Source organism: Streptomyces canus, from assembly GCF_001514145.1.
In the GTDB taxonomy this organism is placed as follows: Bacteria; Actinomycetota; Actinomycetes; order Streptomycetales; family Streptomycetaceae; genus Streptomyces; species Streptomyces canus.
Window position 1 is genome coordinate 770,103 of record NZ_KQ948656.1, and the last position, 23,169, is coordinate 793,271.

The 23,169-nt window shown below is 71.1% G+C and carries 16 protein-coding genes and 1 pseudogene; 10 read left to right on the forward strand and 7 right to left on the reverse strand.

All coding sequences use genetic code 11. The features are described from left to right. Positions 1 to 85: 85 nt before the first annotated feature. From AQJ46_RS03405 to AQJ46_RS03415, 3 genes are all read right to left on the reverse strand, one after another. Entirely contained in the window at positions 86 to 1,888 is a 1,803-nt protein-coding gene (locus AQJ46_RS03405; RefSeq protein WP_059204115.1) for an acyl-CoA dehydrogenase family protein, read from the reverse strand. Positions 1,889 to 2,207: 319 nt separating this feature from the next. Next, positions 2,208 to 3,377, reverse strand: coding sequence for a DSD1 family PLP-dependent enzyme (locus AQJ46_RS03410; RefSeq protein ID WP_208616865.1), 1,170 nt, complete (start codon positions 3,375 to 3,377; stop codon positions 2,208 to 2,210). Positions 3,378 to 3,453: 76 nt separating this feature from the next. Continuing rightward, positions 3,454 to 4,092 (reverse strand): helix-turn-helix transcriptional regulator, encoded by a 639-nt coding sequence (locus AQJ46_RS03415; RefSeq protein WP_208616866.1) that lies wholly within the window; start codon positions 4,090 to 4,092, stop codon positions 3,454 to 3,456. Between the two features lie 192 nt (positions 4,093 to 4,284). On the opposite strand from AQJ46_RS03415, the gene AQJ46_RS03420 reads away from it, so the two are divergent. From AQJ46_RS03420 to AQJ46_RS58745, 5 genes and pseudogenes are all read left to right on the forward strand, one after another. Continuing rightward, positions 4,285 to 6,900: a SpoIIE family protein phosphatase gene (locus AQJ46_RS03420; RefSeq protein WP_059204117.1), complete on the forward strand. Its 2,616-nt coding sequence runs from the start codon at positions 4,285 to 4,287 to the stop codon at positions 6,898 to 6,900. Positions 6,901 to 7,282: 382 nt separating this feature from the next. Continuing rightward, a complete protein-coding gene (locus AQJ46_RS03425) occupies positions 7,283 to 10,075 on the forward strand; it encodes a SpoIIE family protein phosphatase/ATP-binding protein (protein ID WP_079072094.1) in 2,793 nt (930 codons plus the stop codon). Positions 10,076 to 10,208: 133 nt separating this feature from the next. Beyond that, positions 10,209 to 11,573, forward strand: a complete 1,365-nt coding sequence (locus AQJ46_RS03430) for an FAD-dependent oxidoreductase (protein ID WP_059204119.1) — start codon at positions 10,209 to 10,211, stop codon at positions 11,571 to 11,573. 97 nt (positions 11,574 to 11,670) lie between these two features. Continuing rightward, complete coding sequence (locus AQJ46_RS03435; protein WP_059204120.1) at positions 11,671 to 12,822, forward strand: FAD-dependent oxidoreductase; 1,152 nt, start codon at positions 11,671 to 11,673, stop codon at positions 12,820 to 12,822. Between the two features lie 42 nt (positions 12,823 to 12,864). After that, positions 12,865 to 13,122, forward strand: a pseudogene (locus tag AQJ46_RS58745) (MarR family winged helix-turn-helix transcriptional regulator); the annotation flags it as partial. A gap of 35 nt (positions 13,123 to 13,157) precedes the next feature. Here the strand turns inward: AQJ46_RS58745 and AQJ46_RS03440 are convergent. Continuing rightward, a complete protein-coding gene (locus AQJ46_RS03440; protein WP_059204121.1) occupies positions 13,158 to 14,135 on the reverse strand; it encodes an ABC transporter substrate-binding protein in 978 nt (325 codons plus the stop codon). Between the two features lie 157 nt (positions 14,136 to 14,292). Here AQJ46_RS03440 and AQJ46_RS03445 point away from each other — a divergent pair, with 157 nt between their 5' ends. Beyond that, positions 14,293 to 15,678, forward strand: coding sequence for an alpha/beta hydrolase family protein (locus AQJ46_RS03445; RefSeq protein WP_059204122.1), 1,386 nt, complete (start codon positions 14,293 to 14,295; stop codon positions 15,676 to 15,678). A gap of 10 nt (positions 15,679 to 15,688) precedes the next feature. Here the strand turns inward: AQJ46_RS03445 and AQJ46_RS03450 are convergent, their stop codons facing one another. Further along, positions 15,689 to 16,594 (reverse strand): peptidoglycan-binding domain-containing protein, encoded by a 906-nt coding sequence (locus AQJ46_RS03450; protein WP_059204123.1) that lies wholly within the window; start codon positions 16,592 to 16,594, stop codon positions 15,689 to 15,691. Positions 16,595 to 16,879: 285 nt separating this feature from the next. Here AQJ46_RS03450 and AQJ46_RS03455 point away from each other — a divergent pair, with 285 nt between their 5' ends. The 3 genes from AQJ46_RS03455 (at position 16,880) to AQJ46_RS03465 (ending at position 20,342) form a co-directional block, all read left to right on the forward strand. Further along, the gene (locus AQJ46_RS03455) at positions 16,880 to 18,220 is read left to right on the forward strand and encodes a jacalin-like lectin (protein WP_059204124.1); all 1,341 of its coding nucleotides are present in this window, start codon (positions 16,880 to 16,882) and stop codon (positions 18,218 to 18,220) included. 170 nt (positions 18,221 to 18,390) lie between these two features. Further along, complete coding sequence (locus tag AQJ46_RS03460; RefSeq protein WP_059204125.1) at positions 18,391 to 19,767, forward strand: glycoside hydrolase family 43 protein; 1,377 nt, start codon at positions 18,391 to 18,393, stop codon at positions 19,765 to 19,767. A gap of 83 nt (positions 19,768 to 19,850) precedes the next feature. Further along, positions 19,851 to 20,342 (forward strand): lamin tail domain-containing protein, encoded by a 492-nt coding sequence (locus AQJ46_RS03465; RefSeq protein WP_059204126.1) that lies wholly within the window; start codon positions 19,851 to 19,853, stop codon positions 20,340 to 20,342. Here AQJ46_RS03465 and AQJ46_RS03470 read toward each other — a convergent pair. Beyond that, complete coding sequence (locus AQJ46_RS03470) at positions 20,326 to 21,330, reverse strand: hypothetical protein (RefSeq protein ID WP_059204127.1); 1,005 nt, start codon at positions 21,328 to 21,330, stop codon at positions 20,326 to 20,328. The two genes, AQJ46_RS03465 and AQJ46_RS03470, sit on opposite strands and share 17 nt — an antisense overlap. Then, positions 21,327 to 21,707 (reverse strand): PadR family transcriptional regulator, encoded by a 381-nt coding sequence (locus AQJ46_RS03475; protein WP_059204128.1) that lies wholly within the window; start codon positions 21,705 to 21,707, stop codon positions 21,327 to 21,329. Before AQJ46_RS03475 ends, AQJ46_RS03470 begins: the two co-directional genes overlap by 4 nt. A gap of 341 nt (positions 21,708 to 22,048) precedes the next feature. Between AQJ46_RS03475 and AQJ46_RS03480 the strand changes: the two genes are divergently transcribed. Further along, positions 22,049 to 23,161: a hypothetical protein gene (locus AQJ46_RS03480; protein ID WP_059204129.1), complete on the forward strand. Its 1,113-nt coding sequence runs from the start codon at positions 22,049 to 22,051 to the stop codon at positions 23,159 to 23,161. Positions 23,162 to 23,169 lie beyond the last annotated feature (8 nt).

The window sequence follows — 23,169 nt, forward strand, 5'->3', positions numbered from 1 at the left end:
GCCAATGCTTAACAAGAAGCCGGGGCCGCGGAGTGTTCCGCGGCCCCGGGACGTTTGCCGACGGGTCAGGACGTGCCGGAGAGGATCAGGCCGGTACCCCCTCGGATCGCAGCATGGGGTGGTGCGCCGTGATCTCCTCCGGCACGGCGAAGGCATCGGTGAGCGTCAGCGCGTGCGGCGCCAGCGCCGCGACGGTGGCCTCCAGCACCTCCGGCAGGTATCGGACCTGCTCGGCGGTCATGCGCTCGTGAGCGAGCAGTTCACCGCTGTGCGCGGCCACGTAACGCAGGGCGAACAGCCGGTGGAGGTGGTCCAGCAGGAGGCCCACCTGCGGATCGGTGGCCTGGGTGGCCGCGGCGAGGAGTTCCTGGGCGGCCAGCCGGTGGACGTGGGCGTCGACCAGGGACAGCGCCGCGCCGGAGGCGCCGTTCCAGCGGTCGAGGGGCGAGCCGGCCCGTTTCGCGCGCAGTCGCACACGGGCCCGCTCGTGACGTATTCGCTCCAGGTCTCCCATCAGGTCGTGCAGGTGGGCCGGATCATGCAGGGACCGGGTGGCCGGGGGCACCTCACTGAGGGGGCGCGGAGTGAAGCCGCCCAGCAGCATCTCCCCCGCCGCCTTGACCCAGATGACGGTGTTGTCGCCCTCCGCGGTGATCGTGCCCTCGTTGGCCGCGAGCTGCCCCGCGATTCCGTTGGAGAGCAACAGGCCCTGCGCGCCGCAGCGTTCCCGGCACTCGGTCATCACGGACCGGGCCTGCCAGGTGATCCAGCCCTTGGCGATGGCCACGAGCCGGTCGGCCTCCTCGCGCTCCCCTTCCGCCGCCTGCGCCCAGCGCCGTACGACGCCGCGCTGCAGCAGGGTGGCGGCGTAGGTCGTGGCGAGCGCCTCCACGAGCGGAGCGTGGTGGGTGCGATGGGTGAACAGCGGCACGCGCTGTCCGCTGGTCATGCCCGAAGTGACCCGCTGGTGAGCGTGGCGGATCGCTACGGCCAGGGCGTGCCGTGTCACTCCGAGGCTGTAGGCGCTCATGCACAGCTTGCCCATGGTGACACGGCCTATGGAACGCAGGAACCGCTTGCGCGGACTCCCCAGGGAGGAGACGAGTTCACCCTCGGCGGTCAGCCGGCCGTGTTCGCCCTGGAGCATGGCCGTCCGCGGCAGCCGCACCCCGTGGAAGGAGGTGGCGCAGTGGTCGACCGGGCTGCTGGCCGTCTGGGGCAGCAACTCCACCTCCACGCCCGGCAGATGACGGCCGTTGGCGTCGGTCAGCGAGGTCAGGAAGAGAAAGACGCCCTGGTCCTTGCCGTCGATCACGAGACGGGCGGCGACCAGGGCGTCCTTCGGGCCGCCGGCCACGGAGGTGTTGGGCATCCATTTGCGTGCCCCCCGTGTCGGTGTGGTGAGCACGAATCCGCCCGTGGCCCGGTCCAGGGTCGCGGTGGTCTCCAACTGGGGGGCGTCGTTGCCGTGTGCCTGCTCGGTGCACAGGAAGGTGCCGGTGCGTTCCATCCGCAGGTACGGCCCCAAGTCCCGCCCCTCGTGGTCGTGTTCGAGCAGGCTGCCGAGGAACAGGTTGTAGTGGATGCTGGCCATCGTCGTCATGCCGGCGTCCACCACCCCGGCCCATTCGTGCAGGGCGCTCAGGGCGACCGGGTCACGGGCCAGGGCCTGTGCGTCGGACACCGCCGCGTTCACCACCCGCAGGCGTTGATAGGACAGTTCCGTGCGCTCCTGATGCGTCAGCCCCTCGTGGTAGGCGAAGACGTCGGAGCTGAACAGGCGGCGCCATGGCTCATGGATCTCGGCCTGCGTACCGAAGAGCAGATGCCGCAGTGCGATGGTCTCGGTCAGCGGGGGGGACGTTACGGGGAGTTGAGAGGTGATCACAGCGGCAACGTAGCCCCAGGCACCCCCTGATCACATCATGATCATCGCCACGATTGAACACCCGCGCGTGGTGGTAGTTACCCCTTAAACGGCCTCTCTAATACCAGAAGCCTCAATCTACACAAGGGTGATTGCCCTCCCACGCCGCACTTTACGCCTGCACGTCGGGGCATGACCGATTACCCCCCTCGGCGTGTCGCGATAGCGGGCACGCTCGACGAAAGGCCGGAGAGGAAATGTGTGCGGAATCCCCGCAATTGACGGAGATGGCGGGGGCGGGGGGATGCGGCGCTCCGGCATGCCGGCGTGGCCGGGCTGATCACCACCCGCTGACGCGGCTCCAGAAGGCCTGGACGACCGGCGCGCCCGCCGTCGGCCGCGTGTCGTCGACGACGTGGTAGCCGTGGTGTTGGGCCGCGGTGGCGCAGGCGTGGTTGGGCAGGACGCGCAGGCGGGTGCCGATGGGCAGATCGGGCAGGTGGGCGCCGTCGCGGGCGGTGAGAGTGCCGTGTTCCTGGCTGGCGGCCGTCATGACCAGCCCCGGGACGAGGTTTCCGTCGAGGTCGGCGACCAGCCCGTACCCCTGGTCCTGCGCCTGGGCGGCGGTGCCGCGGTCGCGGGACATGGCCATCCAGCCGCCGTCGGTGAGGATCCACCCGAACTCGGGGCGGTGACCGATGACGGTGACGACGACCGACAGGGCGAGGTCCTCGACGCGGCAGACGCCGAGGCCGGCCATCACCAGGTCGAAGAACACGTAGTTGCCCGCCCGCAGTTCGGTGACCCCGGTGAGGTCCTCGGCGGCATGGGCGGTGGGGGTCGAACCGACGCTGACGGTGGACACGGGCAGGCCCGCCGCGCGCAACCGCTCGGCCGCGGCGACGGCACTGTCGCGTTCGTTCCTCGCGGCCAGGCGCTGGTCCTCGGCCGTGTGGGCGAAGTAGGACTCGCCGGCGTGGGTCAACACCCCGTCCAGGCAGCCCGCTTCGTGCAGGATGCGGCCGATCTCGGGGAGCCCGGGAGCATCGGGCCTGAGGCCGCCGCGGTGGCCGTCGCAGTCGATCTCGATCTGGGTGGGGACGGACAGCCCGGCCCGGCGCGAGGCCTCGGCGACGAACTCCGCCTGCTCCGCGCTGTCCAGCAGGACGCGCAGGGTGACACCGCGTCGCAACAGGGCGACGACACGCGGGAGTTTGTGGGGGTCGATACCGACGGCGTAGGTGATGTCGGTGTAACCACCGTCGGCGAACGCCTCCGCCTCCGCCAGGGTGGACACGGTGACCGGGCAGGGCCTGTCGCCTTCGTGGAGGAGGGCGGCGACGTCGATGCTCTTGGCCGTCTTCACGTGGGGCCGCAGGGTGACACCGAGCCGGTCGGCCCTGGCCGCCAGCCGTTCGGCGTTGCGCCTGACCTTGTGGACGTCGACGACGGCGAACGGAGTGTCGGGGTCGGCCAGGGTGCGCGCGGCGGCGCTCGCGGGGGTCCTCACGGGGCCCTCAGGACTCACGGGGCTCACAGGGTCCTCGTCGACGGGTTCGGTTCGGCGGCGGTCATGTGGGCGTCCTTCACTTGCTGTAGTTGTAGACGGTCGCCCGGGACACCCCGAGCAGATCCGCGATGGTCTGCGCGGCGTCCCGCGAGTCGAAGTACCCGTCCTGGTGCAGCTGCCGTACGAGTGCCTTCTTGTCGTGGCGGCTCAGCGACCGGGGTGTGGCGGCGCGCTCCGCGGCCAACTCCTCCACGGTGTGGCGCAGTTCGCGCGTGTTGCGGTCCCGCAGGGTCTCCGGCGGCTGCTCGCGGTGCTCGGTCTCCGTGGCGACCAGGTGGGACAGGGTGAGCGTGACCGGCGACAGCACGGAGACGTCCAGGTTCAGGCACAGGGCCGCGATGTACTCGCCCGCGGCGTTCTTGAGACCGATGGACGTGCTCTTCACGGGACGGCCGTCGGGGAACCGGTTCGGATAGTTCTGAAGGACACTCGGGTACTCAGGATCGGCGATACGCGCCAGCCCCAGCTCGGTCGCGGAGTCCCCGACCTGGCGGCCGGAGAGGTTGTTCTCGATCGCCCGGATCGCGTGCCGCGGATCCCGCAGATCGTGCAGCACCACCTCGCAGAGCCCGGGGAACATCCGACCCAGGGCGACAGCGATCTTCTCGGCCTCACCGATGAGGTGCTCGTCCGCACCGTCAACGACGCCTTCCACAGTCGGCGCTCCGTCCCGGGACTCGAATGGACTGATAATCCAGATCTGGATTTTAAGCCTAAGAGTTCGACCGGCGGTTGTCCAGGAGAGATACCGGGGTGTACATATGGGCCGCCCGGGTGCGGGCCGGTGTCCTTGTGGCGCATTCTTGCTGTGTCGCCCGCGGGACGGCGCACGGACGAGGTAGGGCCGATGACTGGGAGCGTCGAGGACGCACACCCGACGGCCGGGCGGCTGACGGCGCTGCTGATCGACGCTTCGACGGAGGCGATCAGTGCGGGCGGCGGCCACGCCGGAGGGGTCTATCTGCGCTCCCGCACGCCCGGGCTACTGCGGCTCGCCGTCCTGTCGGGGCTGCCCGGACCGCTGTTCCGCCCCTGGTGGCGCCTGCACGCCGACCGTCCCTTCCCCGTCGCCGACGCCTACCGGCTCGGTGTCCAGGTGGTCCTGCCGAACGCCACCGAGACCATGCGCCGCTACCCGCAGTTCGCCGCCGGACTGCCGTTCCAGTTCGGCTCGCTCTATGTGCCCGTCGTCGGCGGTTCCACGACCTACGGTGTGCTGACCGTGCTGCGCCCGGCCGTCACCGACGCCGCCGAGGTACTGGCAGAGCACGACCGCGTGGTGCGCCTCGCCCAGGAACTGGGCGCGGCGCTGCGGGGCTTGGAGGATGCTCACCCGGACCAGGTCGCCTGGGACGGCGAGCCCGTCTGTCTGCGGCCGCCGACCGCCTCCACGTCCTTGGGACGTGCGGGGCGCTTCGCCTGGGATCCCGAGACGGCCGACATCACCCTGGACGAGGACCTGCACACCCTCCTGGGCATGCCGCCCAGCGAGTTCCCCGGCACCGTCGAGGCGTTCGCCGAGGCCGTGGCCCCTACCGACGCGCACCGCATTCTGGCCACCCTGCGGGACACCGCCGTCGGCCGCCCTCCCGCTCTGCCCCTCTATCTGCGGGCCGAGGACGGCGCGCTGCGCCTGCTGGACCTGTGGAACGCCTACGAGCCGCCCGCCGCACCCGCGGTCCGGGGGGTCGTCGTAGCCCCAGGCCCCGGTCCCACCGCGGACTCGGCGGCCGACCTGCTGCCCGACGGCGTGTTCTGCGTGGACCGGCTGGGCCTGGTCGTGTACGCCAATCCGCGCGCCGCCCAGCTCCTCGGCCGTCCCCGCGCCGAGCTCGTCGGCCGCGACCTGTGGGAGGCCGTGCCCTGGCTGCGCCGCCCCGACTTCGAGGACCACCTGCGGGCGGCGCTGCTCACACCGGACCCGGTCCACTTCCATCTCGTACGCCCGTCCGCGCAGGAGTCCGAGACACGGCCGTCTGCACAGGGCACCGGATCACCGCGGTCCGCTGGGGACGCCGGATCACCGCCGTCCCCCCGGAATTTCGGGCCCTCCGCCCAGGACGCCGAGTCCGCCCAGCGGCCGTACGACGGCGACTGGCTCGCGCTGTCCGTGCACTCCGGGCCGGACCGGCTGACCTGCACGATCCGGCCCGCGAGCCGGGTGAAGGACAGTCCGGAGGGGCAGGAGACCGCCGAGTCGTCCGAGACGGGCATGAGCCCGCTCGCGCCCCTGTACCGTCCGATCGCGCTGGCCATCGCCCTGACCGAGGCGGTCACCGCCCGGCAGGTGTCCGCCGTCGTGATGCGGGAGCTGCTGCCCGCGTTCGGCGGCCGTCGGCTCGCGATCTACCTCCTCCAGGAACGGCACCTCTACCTGGAATGGGAGACCGGCTTCCCCAAGGGTTTCCTCTCGCCCTTCGACGGAGTGGACCTGGGCACCCACCTGCCCGGTGTGGAGACCCTCACCACCGGCCGCCCGCTGTTCTTCGACTCGATGGAGCAGCTGACGGCCACCTACCCCGGCATCCCCCTGGACGCGACCGAGGGTGCCCGGGCCTTCCTGCCGCTGATCGCCTCCGGGCGCGCGGTCGGCTCGTGCATCCTCGGCTTCGACCGTCCGCGCAGCTTCAGCACCGAGGAGCGCACGGTGCTCACCGCGCTGGCCGGGCTCATCGCCCACGCCATGGAGAAGGCACAGCGCTACGAGTCGGAGGCCGCGCTCGCCCGGGGCCTGCAGCAGGCGCTCCTCCCCCGACGCCTCGCGGCACACCCGCAGTTGGAGACCACCGGGCGTTATCTGCCGGGCACCGCGGGGATGGAGGTCGGCGGGGACTGGTACGACGTCGTCGAGTCCGGTGACGGCCTGGCCCTGGTCATCGGGGACGTACAGGGGCACGGCGTGCAGGCGGCGGCCACCATGGGCCAGCTGCGCAGCGCGGTACGGGCGTTCGCGCTCGGCGACCGGCCGCCGGACGAGGTCATGAGCAGCACCAACCATCTCCTCATCGACCTCGATCCCGGCCTGTTCGCCAGCTGCTGCTACATCCGGCTCGACCCCGCCACGGGCGTGGCCAGGGCCGCCCGCGCCGGCCATCCGCCGCCCCTGCTGCGCAGCCCCGACGGCCGCACCCGGGTCCTGGACCTGCCCGGCGGCGTCGTGCTCGGCGTGGACCCGAGGGCCCGCTATCCGGTGACCGAGCTGCAGATGGAGCCCGGCGCGATCCTGGCGCTCTACACGGACGGGCTGGTGGAACGGCCCGGCAGCGACATCGACGAGGGGATCACCGCACTGCGGGTGGCCCTCGCGAAGGCCGGCGCTCCGGCGGCCCGGCCGGTCGGGCGGTTCCTGGCAGGCGTGGCGGACCGGCTCACGGCGACCGCGCGGCACGCCCTGGACCGCCCGGACGACATCGCGCTGCTGCTCGCCACCCGCCGCACCGCACCCCCGCCCGGACCACACTGAAGGAGTCCGTCGCCGCCCCGCCACACCACGCGACACGCCCCCCCCGGGGGCACGGCACCGCCCACCACCCAGCACGCCCCGGACTCCCCGGACGCCATCACGCTCCTGCTCGCCACCCACCACACCGCACCACCGCCCGGACCACACTGAAAGGAGTCCGTCGCCGCCCCGCCACACCACGCGACACGCCCACCCCCCCCCGGGGGCACGGCACCGCCCACCACCCAGCACGCCCCGGACCCCCCGGACGCCATCACGCTCCTGCTCGCCACCCACCACACCGCACCACCGCCCAGACCCCACTGAGGAGGGTCTGTGGCTGTTGTGTCACACCGTGTGACGCCCCTCGCCTCCTGGGGCGCGGCAGTGTAGACATGGGCACATGGTCCGACTCCCGGGCCGTTCCGGGGGCGGGCCGGCCCGTCGCCCCGACGGCCCCCGCCCGCCCCAGACATCCGACTCGGCACGCGACCGGCACGAGGGCCCGCTGAGGGGCAGTTCGCCCACGCGGTTGGAGCGCGACGGAGCCCGGACACGACGGCGGCCGGGAGCCCTGCGGGCGGCGGTCGGCGGTCGCAGTGTGGCCGGACAGGTGTTCGTCCTGCAGGTCGTGATCGTCCTGCTGCTGGTCGTGGCCGCGGTGGTCGCCCTGGTGCTCCAGGTGCGGCACGACAGCACCATCGAAGCCCGCAACCGTTCCGTCGCCGTGGCCGAGGCCTTCGCCAACGCTCCCGGCACCGTGGAGGCCCTCAGCTCCCCCGACCCGTCGGCGGTGCTCCAGCCGCGTGCCGAGGCGGCCCGTCGGGCGACCGACGTGGACTTCATCGTCGTCATGGACACCGACGGCATCCGGTACACGCACCCCAAGCCGGACCGCATCGGCAAGAAGTTCGTCGGGAACATCGCCCCCGCTCTGGCCGGTGGCGTCGTGACCGAGGACATCACGGGAACCATCGGACCGCTCGTGCAGGCCGTCGTCCCCGTCAAGGCGGACGACGGGAAGGTCGTAGGCCTGGTGTCGGCCGGCATCACCACGGCGAAGGTGGGCGGCACCGCGAACCAGCAGCTGCCGCTGCTCCTGATGGCCGCCGCCGTGGGACTCGCCCTCGCCACCGGCGGCACCGCGCTGGTCAGCAGACGGCTGCTGCGCCAGACGCACGGTCTGGGTCCGCACGAGATGACCCGCATGTACGAGCACCACGACGCGGTCCTGCACGCCGTACGGGAGGGCGTGCTCATCGTCGGCGGCGAGGGGCGGCTGCTGCTCGCCAACGACGAGGCCCACCGCTTGCTCGACCTGCCCGCCGACGCCGAGGGCCGGCACGTGCTGGACCTCGCACTGCCGGCCGACACCGCCGGGCTGCTGGCCTCCGGGCGGGTCGCCACCGACGAGGTGCACCGGGTCAAGGACCGGCTGCTGGCGGTCAACCAGCGGCCCACCGACATCCAGGGCGGCCCACCGGGCAGCGTCGCCACCCTGCGCGACTCGACCGAGCTGCGCGCCCTGTCCGGGCGCGCCGAGGCGGCCCGCGAGCGCCTCGACCTGCTGTACGACGCCACGGTGGGCATCGGCACGAGCCTGGACGTCACCCGCACCGCCGAGGAACTGGCCGAGCTCTCCGTGCCGCGGTTCGCGGACTTCGCCACCGTCGACCTGTTCGACGCGGTGCTCAGCGGCGGCCAGCCGGAAGCGGCCACGACCCTGCGCCGCACCGCGCTCAGCGGGATCCGTGAGGACGCCCCGCTGTACAAGGTGGGCGAGCGGATCCCCCTGGTCGACTCCGCTCCCCAGTCCCGCGGCATCAGCAGCGGCCGGGCCGTCCTGGAGCCGCGTCTCGCCGAGGCCACCGGGTGGCGCGCGCAGGACCTGGAACGCTCCGCCCAGGTCATCGAGTACGGCATCCACTCGCTGATCGCCGTGCCCCTGCGGGTCGGTGATCTCGTCCTGGGTACCGTCAGCTTCTGGCGCTCGGACAAGCCCCAGCCCTTCGACTCCGACGAGGTCGCCCTCGCCGAGGAGCTCGTCACCCGGGCCGCGGTCTCCATCGACAACGCCCGCCGCTACACCCGCGAGCACACCATGGCGGTGACGCTCCAGCGCAGTCTGCTGCCGCGCCGGCTGCCCGAGCAGGACGCCCTGGACATCGCCTACAAGTACCTGCCCGCACAGGCCGGGGTGGGCGGCGACTGGTTCGACGTACTGCCGCTGTCCGGTGCGCGGGTCGCGCTCGTGGTCGGCGACGTCGTGGGGCACGGTCTGCACGCCGCGGCCACGATGGGGCGGCTGCGGACGGCGGTGCACAACTTCTCCGCGCTCGACCTGCCGCCCGACGAACTGCTCGCGCTGCTCGACGAGTTGGTCGCCCGGATCGACCAGGACGAGGCGGAGGAGAGCGGCAACTCGCCCGTCACCGGCGCGACCTGTCTGTACGCCGTCTACGACCCGGTCACACGGCTGTGCACGATCGCCCGCGCCGGCCATCCGCCGCCCGCCCTCATCCATCCCGACGGCAGCGTCGAGTACCCCGACGTGCCCGCGGGTCCTCCGCTCGGCCTCGGCGGCCTGCCGTTCGAGACGGCCGATCTGGAACTCGCCGAGGGCAGCCGCCTGGTGCTCTACACGGACGGGCTCGTGGAGGACCGCGAGCGCGACATCGACGTGGGCCTGGAGTTGCTCCGCACGGCCCTGGAGCAGGCGGGACCCTCACCCGAGGACACCTGCCGGGCCGTACTGGACGCACGGCCGCCGGCCCGCGCCACCGACGACATCGCCCTGATCGTGGCCCGCACCCGGGCGCTCACGCCCGACCGGATCGCCGAGTGGGAGGTGCCCGCCGACCCGGCGGCCGTCTCGGACGTACGGGCAGCCGTGTCCCGGCAGCTCGCGCGCTGGGACCTGGACGAGCTCGGCTTCACCACGGAGCTCATCCTGAGCGAGCTCGTCACCAACGCGATCCGTTACGGCGGCGACTCCATCCACGTCCGCATGCTGTTCGACCGCACCCTGATCTGCGAGGTGTTCGACACCAGCAGCACCTCACCGCATCTGCGGTACGCGGCCATGACCGACGAGGGCGGCCGCGGCCTGTTCCTCGTCGCCCAGCTCAGCGACCGCTGGGGCACCCGGTACACCCCGGAGGGCAAGGTCATCTGGGCCGAACAGCCGCTGCCGTGACCCGGTTCGAGGCCCTTCGCCACCCATAAGGTGATCTTATGAGCCCATAGACCGGACCCGCGTACCGACTTAGGCTTGCCTTAGCTTAGGCTTCCCTCGAGTTGATCTGTCACCGCTCGAAGGGAACCTGATCATGCCCCGCCCCCTGCGGGTAGCCATCGTCGGAGCCGGCCCCGCCGGGATCTACGCCGCCGACGCGCTGCTCAAGTCCGATGTGGCCACCGCCCCCGGTGTCTCCATCGACCTCTTCGAGCGGATGCCGGCCCCGTTCGGACTGATCCGTTACGGAGTGGCTCCGGACCACCCCCGGATCAAGGGCATCATCACGGCCCTGCACCAGGTGCTCGACAAGCCGCAGATCCGCCTCTTCGGCAACGTCGACTACCCGACCGACATCAACCTGGACGACCTGCGCGCGTTCTACGACGCCGTGATCTTCTCCACGGGCGCGACCGCCGACCGCGAGCTGCGCATACCGGGCATCGAGCTCGACGGCTCGTACGGCGCCGCCGACTTCGTCTCCTGGTACGACGGCCACCCGGACGTGCCGCGCACCTGGCCCCTGGAGGCCGAGAAGGTCGCGGTGCTCGGCGTCGGCAACGTCGCCCTGGACGTGGCACGCGTCCTGGCCAAGACGGCCGACGAACTCCTGCCGACGGAGATCCCGCCGAACGTCCACGAGGGCCTCAAGACCAACAAGGCGCTGGAGGTCCACGTCTTCGGCCGCCGTGGCCCGGCGCAGGCGAAGTTCTCCCCGATGGAGCTGCGCGAGCTGGACCACTCCCCCAACATCGAGGTCATCGTCGACCCCGAGGACATCGACTACGACGCGGGCTCGATCGAGACCCGGCGCGGCAACAAGCAGGCCGACATGGTCGCCAAGACCCTGGAGAACTGGGCGATCCGCGATGTCGGCGACCGTCCGCACAAGCTGTTCCTGCACTTCTTCGAGTCGCCCACCGAGATCCTCGGTGAGGACGGCAAGGTCGTCGGTCTGCGCACCGAGCGCACCGCCCTCGACGGCACCGGAAACGTCAAGGGCACCGGCGAGTTCAAGGACTGGGACGTCACCGCGGTCTACCGTGCGGTCGGCTACCTCTCCGACAAGCTGCCCAAGCTGCCCTGGGACATCGACTCGGGCACGGTCCCGGACGAGGGCGGCCGGGTCATGCAGGAGAGCGGCGAGCACCTGCAGTCGACGTACGTCACCGGCTGGATCCGGCGCGGCCCGGTGGGCCTGATCGGCCACACCAAGGGTGACGCCAACGAGACGGTCTCGAACCTCCTGGACGACTTCGCGAACGACCGTCTGCAGACCCCGGGTTCGCCCGAGCCGGAGGCCGTGGACGCGTTCCTCGGTGAGCGTGGCGTCCGCTTCACCACCTGGGAGGGCTGGTACAAGCTGGACGCCGCCGAGAAGGCGCTGGGCGAGCCGCAGGGCCGCGCGCGCGTGAAGCTCGTCGAGCGCGAGGACATGCTGCGCGAGAGCGGCGCCTGACCGGGACGGGGACGGCGGCGGAACCCCCGCCGCCGTCCCCTCGTTCCTTCCGTGTCCGCACGACCGTGCGGGCGGAGTCGGGGCGAACGGGGCGGGTGTGGCACGCGTACTGGTCATCGGCGGCGGCATCGCCGGTACGGCGGCGGCTCTGGCACTGCACAAGGCGGGCTTCGAGGCCGAGGTGCACGAGGCACATCCGGACTCGGCCGAGGACATCGGCGCGTTCCTCACCCTGGCGAGCAACGGCATGCGCGCCTTGGCCCAGTTGAAGGCCTCCGCGGCGGTGACGGCGATCGGCTTCCCGCTGACCTCGCTGCGGGTCTTGGACGACACAGGCATCGAGTTGGCGTATGCGCCCATGGGCGAGGCCTCCGACCCGCTCCTGCGCTACCGGTGCCTGCGCCGCGGCGACCTCGACACCGCGCTCCAGGCCGAGGCCGCGCGCCGGGGCATCACCGTCCGGCACGGCGCACGGCTCGCCTCCGTCGAGGACGGCCCCGACGGTGTCACCGCGCGCTTCGCCGACGGCACCACCGCGACCGGTGACCTGCTGATCGGCGCCGACGGCCTGAACTCCGCCGTACGACAGTCGATCTCGCCCGGGACCCAGCCGTGCTACGCCGGCCAGTACGTCTTCTACGGCTACACACGCGCCGCGTCTCCTCCCGGCCCGGACGCGTGCATCACCATGGTGCGCGGCAGCGGGGCCGCCTTCGGCTACGCGGTGTCGCCCGACGGGGAGACGTACTGGTTCGCCCGGGTGACCGGAGACCCGCTGCCCGCCGAGGAGTTGGCGCAGGGCACGCCCGCACACTGGCGCGACCTGCTGCTGCCGCTGCTGCGCAAGGACACCACCCCGGCCGCCGACCTCGTCGCGGCCACCGGCGACGATCTCATGGTCACCCATGCCACCGAGCTCCCCACCGGCACCCCGTGGCGCTCCGGGCGGTCCCTGCTCATCGGCGACGCCGCCCACGCGGCCTCCCCCGCGACCGGCCAGGGTGCCTCGATGGCACTGGAGGACGCCGTGATCCTCGCCAAGTCCCTGCGGGACGCGCCGGACACGGATGCCGCACTCGCCCTCTACGAGACGCTCCGCCGCCCGCGCGTTGAGCACAACATCACCGTCAGCGGCAACATCTCCCGGGGCACCCACACCCCTTCGACCGCCACCCGCCCCTTCGACGAGGACCTGGCCCGCCTCCTGGAATGGGGCGGGGACCTCTGGGCCGAGCGGCAGGGGAAGTAGGGCCGGCGAGGGAAGGGCGCGACGCCCGCCGCGGGACACAGCACCCAAGCCGAGAAGCTCGCCACCGAGAAGCTCGGTGGCTTCCGATCCGCCGGGACCGGATGACGGCCGTTGCGAACATCTGCCGGGCCGCGTCCGCCGTGCGACAGGACCCGGAGAACTCGGTGCTGCGCGGCTCCGACCTGACCTGGACGGCGTTCGTCTCGGAGACCCGGCATGTGGCGGAGGAGGCCGGGATCTCCAAGAGCACGCTCACCGGCGTCGCGGACCATGGAGTCGCGTGGGCTGCTGAACCGGGCCGGGCGCAGCAGGCGGCGCCCCAAGGCCTTCCCCCGTCAGGAGAACAGCGCCTGGATGTCCGGCTTCTTGCCGCCGAAGATGCCGTCCTCCTCACCGAGGGCGGCGAGCTTCTCCAGCGAGGCCGTGTCGACCTGGGGCGGCCAGCTCGGGAGGATGAGCTTGGTCAGCACGTCGCCGCTGATCTTGGTGTAGACGGTGAGGATCTGCCGGGCCTCCTCCGGGTGGCCGGTGGCGTACTTCAGTGACTCCGTCATGGCCTCGGTGAACTTCTTCACCAGGTCGGGGTTCTGCTGCGCGATCTTCGTCGAGGTGAACCAGGTCGCGACCGTGAGCTTCGGGTCGGTCTCGGCGAAGGGCGAGGCGATGACCCGGGCGCCCTGCGCCTTGGCGACCGTCTGGGCCGGCTCGCCCATCCACGCGGCGTCCACACGACCGCCGTTCAGCGCGGCCGGCATCTGGTCGAAGGGGATCTCGACGAACTTCACCTTCGCCGGGTCGCCGCCGTCCTGGCGCACCGACTCGCGGACCGTGGTGTCCCCGATGTTCTGGAGGGTGTTCACGGCGACCGAGCGTCCGGCCAGGTCCTTCGCGGACTTCACCGGGCTGTCTTTCTTCACCAGGACGCCGGTGACGTCGGCCCCCACCTTGCCGTTGGAAGCAGCCCCGTTGACCACGGACTTCACGGGGACGCCCTTGGTCTGCGCGAGCATCAGGGACGTGGTGTTGCTGAAGCCGAACTGGAACTGGCCGCTCACCACTCCGGGAATGATCGCCGCGCCGCCCTGCGCGGTCACCATCTTCAGCTCGATCCCGCGACTGGCGAAGAACCCCTTCTTCTGCCCGAGATAGAGCGGTGCCACGTCGACGATGGGGATGACACCGACCGTGACCTGGGTCTTCTTGGCTCCGCCCGCGGACGAGGTGCCGCCGCTCCCGGAGTCCGACGATCCGCATCCGGCGGCACCCGCGAGGGTCACCACCGCAACGGCAAGTCCGAGCACACGCCTTTGCATGGGGCCCTCCTGACGAGGCGTCAGAGCGCCTCACGACCCGTCCACTGATGTTGTGCACATCATTGACGCCCGCAATGTACACGCCTACTTTCGCCGGTGTCAGTCCCCCCGACCGCAGGAAAATACGGACTGCCCCCCAAGGAGCCCACACCTCGTGATGCACCGCATCCGCACCCGTACGCTCGTCGCCGTCGCGGCACTGCTGCTCGCCGCTCCCCTCACCCCGGCCGCCCACGCCGCCGAGGACGTCCATGCCGAGGGTCGCCTGCCGTCCGGCGCGACCTATGTCATGGATGTGCCGGCCGGCTGGAACGGCACGGTCCTTCTCTACAGCCACGGCTACACGCCGTCCGGCGTCCCCAACGCGGCGCGCAACGCCCCCGACGACACCACGAAGTCGCTGCTGCTGAACCAGGGTTACGCGCTCATCGGGTCCTCGTACGCCACCACCGGCTGGGCCGTGACCGAGGCCGTGCCCGACCAGGTCGCCACCCTCGACACCTTCACCGCCCGCTTCGGACGTGCGGGGCGCACCATCGCCTGGGGCACGTCGTACGGCGGCCTCGTCACGACCGCCCTCGCGGAGCGATACGCGAACCGTCTCGCCGGTTCGCTGTCGATGTGCGGGCTGGTCCAGGGCGGCGTCGCCAACTGGAACAGCACGCTGGACCCGGTCTTCGCGCTGAAGGCGCTCCTCGCACCCGGGTCCGGAATCCGGCTGACCGGACTGCCGAGCCCGGCCGCCGCGGCCCAGGCGTCCGACGCCCTGGCCGCCGTCCTCACCGAGGCGCAGCAGACCGCCGACGGCCGGGCCCGCATCGCGCTCGCCGCGGCTCTGCACAACATCCCCGGCTGGAACGACCCTTCACAGGCCCGGCCCACGCCCACCGACTGGGACGCCCAGCAGTCCGGCCAGTACCAGGCCGTGGTCGGGCTGGTGAAGTTCCCCGCCTTCGTCTGGCGCCAGGAGGCCGAGTCCCGGGCGGGCGGCAACATGTCGTGGAACACCGGGGTCGACTACCACGCGATGCTCCGCAACTCCCCCTACCTCAAAGAGGTCAAGGAGCTGTACGCGAAGGCCGGCCTCTCCCTGAAGTCCGACCTCAACACGCTCGACAAGGCCCCGCGCACCCGCGCCGACGCGTTGGCCGTCGACTGGATGAGCCGTACCAGCTCCTTCACCGGACGCCTCACCAAGCCCCAGCTCGACATCCACACCACTGGCGACGCGCTGATCCCGGTGCAGTCCGAGAGCGCCTACCGCCGGGCCGCCACGGCCGCGGGCTCGGCACCCCTGCTGCGCCAGCGCTATGTCGACAACGCGGGCCACTGCACCTTCAGCCCCGGCGAGCAGATCGCCGCCCTGCACACGCTGGAGGACCGGATCGCGACCGGCCACTGGGCAGGCAGCGACCCCACCGCACTCAACTCACGTGCCACCGAAGCCGATCCGGGGTCGTCGGCCCGCTATCTCCCCTACTCCCCCACCAGTTACCCCCGCCCCTACGACCGGGCGCACCCTTCCGACGGCCACCGGAGCTAGCCGTCGGCGGTCACGGCTCCGAGGTCTCGGACTCGAGTGAAGCGCGCGTCGCCTTGCCGTACACGCCGGACTCGTCCTGAAGGACGAAGCGGGTGACCTGGTAGGTGCGCACCGCACTCTGGACCTGCTGGTCGAAGTCGCCGTCGGCATCCCCGTCGTACATGCCGACCTGCCGGAGGCGGAGCTGGAGTTCGACGACCTCGGGCCCCTGGTCGCCGAGGCCGAGGACAGGGGGCCGGCCGCTCGAGGCACTCGGGCCCGGGGCCACTGTGCCGGTGGCGGCCGCACTCGACGGGATCCCGGTCGGGGTGGCGGTGCCCGTCGGGGACGCGCTGTCACCGGCCTCGGCGCTCGGCGAGGCGGAGGGCGGCGGGGACGACTGCGTCGAGGTAGCCGTAGGAGAGGAAGCGGTGACGGACGGGCCGCTCGACGACGGCTGCGCCTCCGGTACACCCGCGCGCACACCGCCGGCCACGGAACCGTCCCGTGACGGGCCGTCGTAGGTGAAGAACCCGCCGACGAAGCCACCCGTGACCAGGACGGCGGCGGCCGCTCCCGCCCCGGCGACGATGACCGTCCGCCGCCTCCGACGGTCGGGGGCGCTGTCAGCCGGGGGCTCCTCGGCCGACTGCCGAAGAGGCTCCTGTTCCGCGTCCGTCCCCGCCTCGGTAACTTCACTCAAGTCGCTTGTCAGGCCCGCAGGTTCCGGCTCTCCGACCGGGTCCGCCGGTTCCTGGCCGACTTCCACGAAGGGCCGTATGCGCACCGGGTCGAAGTCCTCCGCGGCTGCCGCCTCGGCCGTACGGGACTCGAGGTGGGCCTCGGAGGCGCGGTGCGCGCAGGTGCAGGAGGGAGTGCCATCCGCCGCCCTGGGCGCCCCGCACTCCGGGCAGACGAGGACTGGTGGTTCACTCACGCGCGTTCCCTCTCCCTACGATCTTCATATCGTAGACAGATATGCCGCGCGGAAATTCCACAACTCTTATCGATCTGGAGCCCCGGCATCCGCAAGGCCGAGATTCAGCCATCGCGCGTGACGGAGAGGTGAACGGTGGCGGGCGCGAGGTCCCAACAGCCGGTCAGGCGCCGGGGACTTGGCGGCAAAGGAGCACGCGAGACCGCGACAACATGGGGTAACCGGCGGTAACTTCTGTCCCGCTCGCTCCATTCACCCGCGCCACTCCGTCAGGAGACACTCCCCATGCGCAGACTCCTCGCCGCCCTGGCGGCGACCACCGCCGTCCTCGGCGGACTCACCGCGGCCGCCCCCTCCGCCACGGCCGCCGACTCGGGCAGTTTCAGCGTCCTCAGCTACAACGTGGCCGGCCTGCCCGAGGCCGTCTCCAGCGCGTCGACACCCCGCGAGTCGAGCACGACGGCGATCGGCCAGCGCATAGCTCCCTACGACATCGTCCACGTGGAAGAGGACTTCAACTATCACGCCTACCTCTACGCGGGCGACACGAACCACGCCTACCGCACCCCCACCAGCGGCGGCGCCGGCATCGGCAGCGGCCTCAACACCCTCTCGAAGATCCCCTACGACGGGGACGACTTCGAGCGGGTGCGCTGGAACTCCTGCCAGGTGGACTCGGGCGACTGTCTGACCCCCAAGGGCTTCACCTTCATGCGCGAACGCCTCGCCGAGGGCGTCTACGTCGACTTCTACAACCTGCACACCAACGCGGGCACCAACGACGGCGACCTCGCCTCCCGCGCCGACAACCTCAACCAGCTCACCGCGTTCATCCAGACCCACTCCGCGGGCAACGCGGTCGTGGTCATGGGCGACACCAACACCCGCTACACCCGCTCCGGCGACACCATCGCCGAATTCGCCGCCGCCAACGGCCTCACCGACCCCTGGGTACAGCTCATCCGCGGCGGCACCCCGCCCGCCAAGGGCAGCGACGCCCTGGTCTGCGACCAGACGGGGCCGACCGTCCCCAACACCTGCGAGGTCGTCGACAAGGTCCTCTACCGCAGCAGCAAACTCGTCTCACTGAACGCCTCCTCGTACAACAACGAGCACGCCAAGTTCCTCACCGACGCCGGGCTCATGCTCTCCGACCACGACCCGATCAGCGTCGGCTTCACCTGGTCACGCAACGCCGCCTACCAGCTCAGCGACCAGTACGGCGGCCCGCACGGCGACTACTACAACGACATCAACAGCGTCCCCGCCGGCGCCCGCGCCGCCACCCTCACCCTGCGGGCCGGCTCCCGCATCGACCAGCTGAGCCTGACCCTCGCCAACGGCACCACCCTCACCCATGGCGGCACCGGCGGCACCGCGTCCTCACTGACCCTCGGCAGCGGCGAGTACGTGACCACGGCGAACCTGTGCCAGGCCGAGAAGGACGGCCACACACGGATCTTCTACGCCAAGTTCACCACCAACCTCGGCCGCACTCTGGCCGGCGGTACCACCACCTCCGACTGCGTGACCCGCACCGCACCGACCGGCTGGCAGATCGCCGGGTTCCACGGCCGTGGCGGTGACGAGGTCGACAAGGTCGGCTTCATCTACACCCAGCGCTGACCCCACTCGCCCCGGGGCGCTCCCGCGCGCCCCGGGTGCACAGGAATCACAAAAGAGTGGCAGGACGATTGACGCGCTCATGGCCAGGCCCTACTTTCTGATCGATTTGCCGAACTACGTTCGAAATACCGGTCATTGAGGTGCACCCGCACGCCACCTTGGAGAGCACGATGAGCGCAAACCCCCACCTGTCCCGCCGCGGCCTCCTGGGCATGACGGCCGCCGTGCCGCTCGCCCTGACGCTCGGCGCGGGCACCGCGCAGGCCGCCGACTCGGCGTACGCGATGGTGTACTTCACCGAGTCGACCAACCTCGGCGACGGCACCGACTACGGCCTGCACCTGGCCGTCAGCCCCGACGGGCTGAACTGGACGCCGCTCAACCAGAACAACCCCCTGGTCACCCCCACCGCCGGCGCCCTGGGCCTGCGCGACCCGTTCCTCATGCGCAAGCAGGACGGCACGTTCGTCGTCCTCGCCACCGACCTCAAGGGCACCGACTGGAGCTACAACAGCCAGTACATCCACGTCTGGGACTCCGCCGACCTGCGCACCTTCACCGGCTACCGGCGCCTGAAGCTGCACGACATGACGACCCACAGCTGGGCGCCCGAGGCGTTCTGGGACGCCGGGCGCGGCCAGTACGCGGTCATCTACTCCTCGGTCAACTCCAGCGGCCACAACGTGATCATGGTCAACTACACCAGCGACTTCGTCACCGCCTCGGCCCCGCAGGTGTTCTTCGACCCCGGCTACGACGTCATCGACGGCGACATGGCCGTGGGAGTGAACGGCTACAACTACCTCTTCTTCAAGAAGAACCAGACCCTGGTGAGCGCCCGATCCGCCACCCTGAACCCGGGCAGCTTCACCGAGTACAGCGCGGGTGTGGCGCACGGCGGCACCGAAGCCCCCACCGTGGTCAAGTCCCTCAGCTCCGGCACCTGGTGGCTCTGGGGAGACACCTACACGCCCAACGGCGTCTTCTACGCCTGGCAGTCGAGCAGCCTCGCCTCCGGCACCTGGACCGCCCTCGACCAGAAGACCTACACCCAGCCGGTCAACTCCAAGCACTGCGGCATCGCGACGATCACCACGGCCGAGTACAACAACCTGCTCAGCAAGTGGGGTGCCCCGGCCTGGAACCGGCTCAAGTCCTACAACTACCCGGCCCGTTACGTCCGCCACTCCGACTACACGGGCCGCATCGACGAGTACCCGGTCGAGCCGTACAAGGACTCCCTGTGGACCCTCGTCCCGGGCCTCGCCGACAGCTCCGGAGTCTCGTTCCGATCGGTCAACTACCCCGACCGCTACCTGCGGCACTACAACTACGCCCTCCGACTCGACGTCAACGACGGCACGTCGACGTTCGCCGGTGACGCGACCTTCTACCGTACGGCGGGCCTCGCGGACGCGAGCTGGGCCTCCTTCCGCTCGTACAACAACCCGACCCGCTACATCCGCCACTCCAACTACGTCCTGCGCATCGACCCCGTCTCCACCACCACCGAGAAGCAGGACGCCACATTCCGAGTAGGTTACTGATTCAACCGAAAAGCCCCCCTTGGTGCTCCGCGTTGTATACGCTCCAGGTCTTCTTCACGAGACCTTCACAGGGGGGCTTTTCCATGCGCAGAGGACACATAGCCGTGGTCGCGGCCGCAGGCGCGCTGACCGTGCTGGCCGCGGTCCCGGCCCACGCCGCCGAGTACTCGTCGGCACTGAAGATCAAGGGCGTCCAGTACGACGCCCCGGGCCGGGACTCCAACAGCTGCGCCACCGGCAACACCGACGAGGAGTACCTGACGATCAAGAACTACTCGCGGACCGCGACGGTGAACCTCAAGGGGTACGTCGTGAAGGACGCGGCGGGCAACAAGTTCACCTTCACCGCCAGTCACTCCCTCCAGCCCGGCGACTACGTCAAGCTCCGCGGTGGGCGCGGTGACGACTCGGACGCGAAGAACGTCGTGTACCGCGACAACTGCAACTTCATGTGGAACAACGACAAGGACACGATCTACCTGTACAAGCCGTCGGGCAGCCACGCCGACACCCACGCGTACACCAAGAGCGCCAACGACCGCGACGGCAACGGGTACATCACGTACCACGGCTGACCAGGCCGCGTCCGCTGACGACGGCCAGCGCGGCGGTCAGTGCGACCAGGGCCGCCGCCTGGGTCAGGACACCTACGCGCAGCGGGCCGGGCAGGACGTCGAGCCACGGGTAGACCGCGGCGATGCGGACCGCCAGGAGGAGCAGACCCAGCGCCGCGAGGGCGGCAGCCTCTTCGGCGGGGAGGCGGTTCTCGCCCCGCACGCGGTACAGCAGCCAGGCGAGGGCCGTCACGAGGTAGCACGTGACGAGCGCCCAGACGGTGTCGACCCCGCCGGGCAGTGCCACCACCGAGCCGCCCATCAACACACAGCAGGCGGCGAAGACCAGCCCGGGCGCGCCCGCGGGAAGAGCCGCCGGGGGCGCGTCGCGGTGGTGGGCCGCACAGAGTGCCAGCGCCGTCGAACAGGCCAGCACGGCGGCCGCGACGACGTAGGCGGAGTCCGAGGGGGCGAAGTCGCGAGCCCAGAGATCGACCAGCGGCAGGAGCGTCGGCAGGGCCGCCACGAGCGCGGAGGCCTGGGCGAGGCGGCGGCGGTCGCGCAGAAGGGCGAAGTAGGCGACCGTCCAGAGCAGCGGCAGGAACCACTGGGCGGCCGCGACGGCGCCGGCCCACACGCCGTGACCGGTGAAGCCGTCCGTGAACAAGTCCCATTGGCTCCCGCCACGGGTCGACACCCAGGTCAGTCCCAGAACCCGGTCGACCACGGCGGACGCCGCCTGCAGCAGGACGGCGGAGAGCGCGAAGAGGCGGACGGCCGAGCCGAGCACGGCGTACCGGCGGGGCGCGCCGCCCGCACCGAGCCTGCTGCGCACGGCCAGCGCGACGATGCTCGCCACCTCCCCGAGGGTGGGCCGGCTCTGATCCTGGGTCTCCTGGTCGACGTCCCACAGGTAGGTCTCGACCATCTCCTCCTCGCGCTCGCGCCGGTAGTAGGCGGGCAGCAGGCGCAGGACGGCGCGGTAACGGGCCTCGAGCAGCGTCGTCATGCCAGACCTCCGGCGAGTCCGTGGCCCGTGCCGGGCGCGCCGGTCGTTCCAGGAGCACTGCCGGGGGTACGCCGTCCCTCGGCGATGCGCTTCTTGGCGGCGCTCGCTCCGGCGGCCAGCCGCTCCGCCTCGGCGTCCAGGGCCGCGGTGCCCTCGTCGGTGAGGCGGTAGTAGCGCCGGAGCCGGCCCTGCTGCACCTCCTCGCGGTCCAGCACGATCAGTTCGTCGGCGGTGAGCCGGTCCAGTACGCCGTAGAGGGTGCCGACGCGCATCTGCACGGCCCCCTCGGACAGTTCCTCGACCTCGCGCAGGATGCCGTAGCCGTGCCGTGGCTGATCGGCGAGGGCGGTCAGAACGAAGAACGCCGCCTGTGTCATGTTCCTCGATGCCATGGAACAAGAATATATCGGCTCCCGATATATTCAGCGAGCCGAAACGCACGATCGGGTGGGAACCGCGAACAGGGCCCGCCCCAATGCGGATGGTGGGCGGGCCCTGTTCGGGGGGTCATTTTGGCGTGGGGGGTTCCGGACCGGGCACGAGTGAAGCGGGGTTGCTCGGTGTGGAGCGTGTGCGCCCCGTGTGCGCGGGGCAGATCATGGGTCGGCGGGCACGGCACACCGGACGTGCCCGCCCGCCGGACCCCGCCTGGTCCGTAGGGGCCGGCGGCGACGATACTTGGCCCCGGCACGCACCACTCCTTCTCACAGATGGACCCATGTCAAGAACTCGCACGGCAGACCCCACGGCACCTCCCACCGTCTGGCTGGCCCGCGGCCGCCATCTCGGATCCGACGCGGCCGACGTCCTGCGCCACCACCTGGAGCGACTGAAGGAGAGCGCGGACCTCGACGACTTCCAGGAGCCGTCCGGCACCGGGGACGCCCCGGAACGGATCTTCGAGGCCCGCTGGCGGGTCGCCGACGAGGTGACCGTCCGGGCCCGGCTCTCGCTCGCCCCCGTGTCGAGCGGCGGACAGGAGTGGGTACTGGCGGCCGAGGCGGAGCAGCCGTGGGATCTGCGGTGGCCGTCGCCCGCGACCATGTTCTGGCCCGACAGCGCGGACGTCTTCTGGGACCGTGACGCCGCCACGGGGCTGCGCCTGAGGGACCTGAGTGTGCTGCCCGAGGAGGACAAGGACGTACGGCGACTGCTCCGGCAGGCCGTGCGGGGCAGCTGGGCCGTGCATGTCGTCGTCCACGAGGCCATGACCACCGACCAGCGCGGCCGACGCCCGCTGGCGGACATGGTGCCGCCCGGTCTGCGCCACCGCGTGGTCGAGCACCGGGCGCAGCCGCACCAGCTGCGGGTCCTGAACTGGGCCGTGAAGGACTTCGGCGTGGAGGTGCCGCGCGGCGGTGCCGTGGTGCTGCCCGGGACGCCGGTGCCGCCCGGCTACGACGGCCAGGACTTCTCCGTACGCAGTGTGTTCCTCGACGGCTCGGAGCCCTCCGAGCTCATCGCGACCGTGACGCGCTACGCCATGATGCCCAAGCCGCTGCCGGACGACGCCTGGGCGGCGGTGACCGCTCTGCGGGAGCAGTGGCAGCTGCTGACGCTGCAGGAGGAACTCGCACGCGAGCGCGCGCTCGTGACGATGTACGCCGATGCGCTGGAGGCCATGACGAAGTCCCGGGACCTGTACCGGGAGGCCGCAGAGCGGGCGAACGAGGCGCTGGCGATCTACCGCGAGAACGCCCCGGCGCCGGAGCCCCGTGCCGATCCGGAGGCCACCTCGCCGTTGCAGCAGCTGTCCCGGACGTTCGGACGCTGGAAGGGCACCTCGAAGCCCGCGGCCCGCGACGAGGACTCGGACCAGCAGATCAGCTGAAGAGGCAG

Excerpts from the sequence above, each read along its gene's own strand:
- AQJ46_RS03480 (WP_059204129.1), top strand. The coding sequence starts at position 22,049 with ATGTCAAGAACTCGCACGGCAGACCCCACGGCACCTCCCACCGTCTGG.
- AQJ46_RS03475 (WP_059204128.1), bottom strand. The coding sequence starts at position 21,707 with ATGACACAGGCGGCGTTCTTCGTTCTGACCGCCCTCGCCGATCAGCCA.
- AQJ46_RS03425 (WP_079072094.1), top strand. The coding sequence starts at position 7,283 with ATGGTCCGACTCCCGGGCCGTTCCGGGGGCGGGCCGGCCCGTCGCCCC.
- AQJ46_RS03440 (WP_059204121.1), bottom strand. The coding sequence starts at position 14,135 with ATGCAAAGGCGTGTGCTCGGACTTGCCGTTGCGGTGGTGACCCTCGCG.
- AQJ46_RS03455 (WP_059204124.1), top strand. The coding sequence starts at position 16,880 with ATGCGCAGACTCCTCGCCGCCCTGGCGGCGACCACCGCCGTCCTCGGC.
- AQJ46_RS03420 (WP_059204117.1), top strand. The coding sequence starts at position 4,285 with ATGACTGGGAGCGTCGAGGACGCACACCCGACGGCCGGGCGGCTGACG.
- AQJ46_RS03430 (WP_059204119.1), top strand. The coding sequence starts at position 10,209 with ATGCCCCGCCCCCTGCGGGTAGCCATCGTCGGAGCCGGCCCCGCCGGG.
- AQJ46_RS03460 (WP_059204125.1), top strand. The coding sequence starts at position 18,391 with ATGAGCGCAAACCCCCACCTGTCCCGCCGCGGCCTCCTGGGCATGACG.
- AQJ46_RS03445 (WP_059204122.1), top strand. The coding sequence starts at position 14,293 with ATGCACCGCATCCGCACCCGTACGCTCGTCGCCGTCGCGGCACTGCTG.
- AQJ46_RS03465 (WP_059204126.1), top strand. The coding sequence starts at position 19,851 with ATGCGCAGAGGACACATAGCCGTGGTCGCGGCCGCAGGCGCGCTGACC.
- AQJ46_RS03470 (WP_059204127.1), bottom strand. The coding sequence starts at position 21,330 with ATGACGACGCTGCTCGAGGCCCGTTACCGCGCCGTCCTGCGCCTGCTG.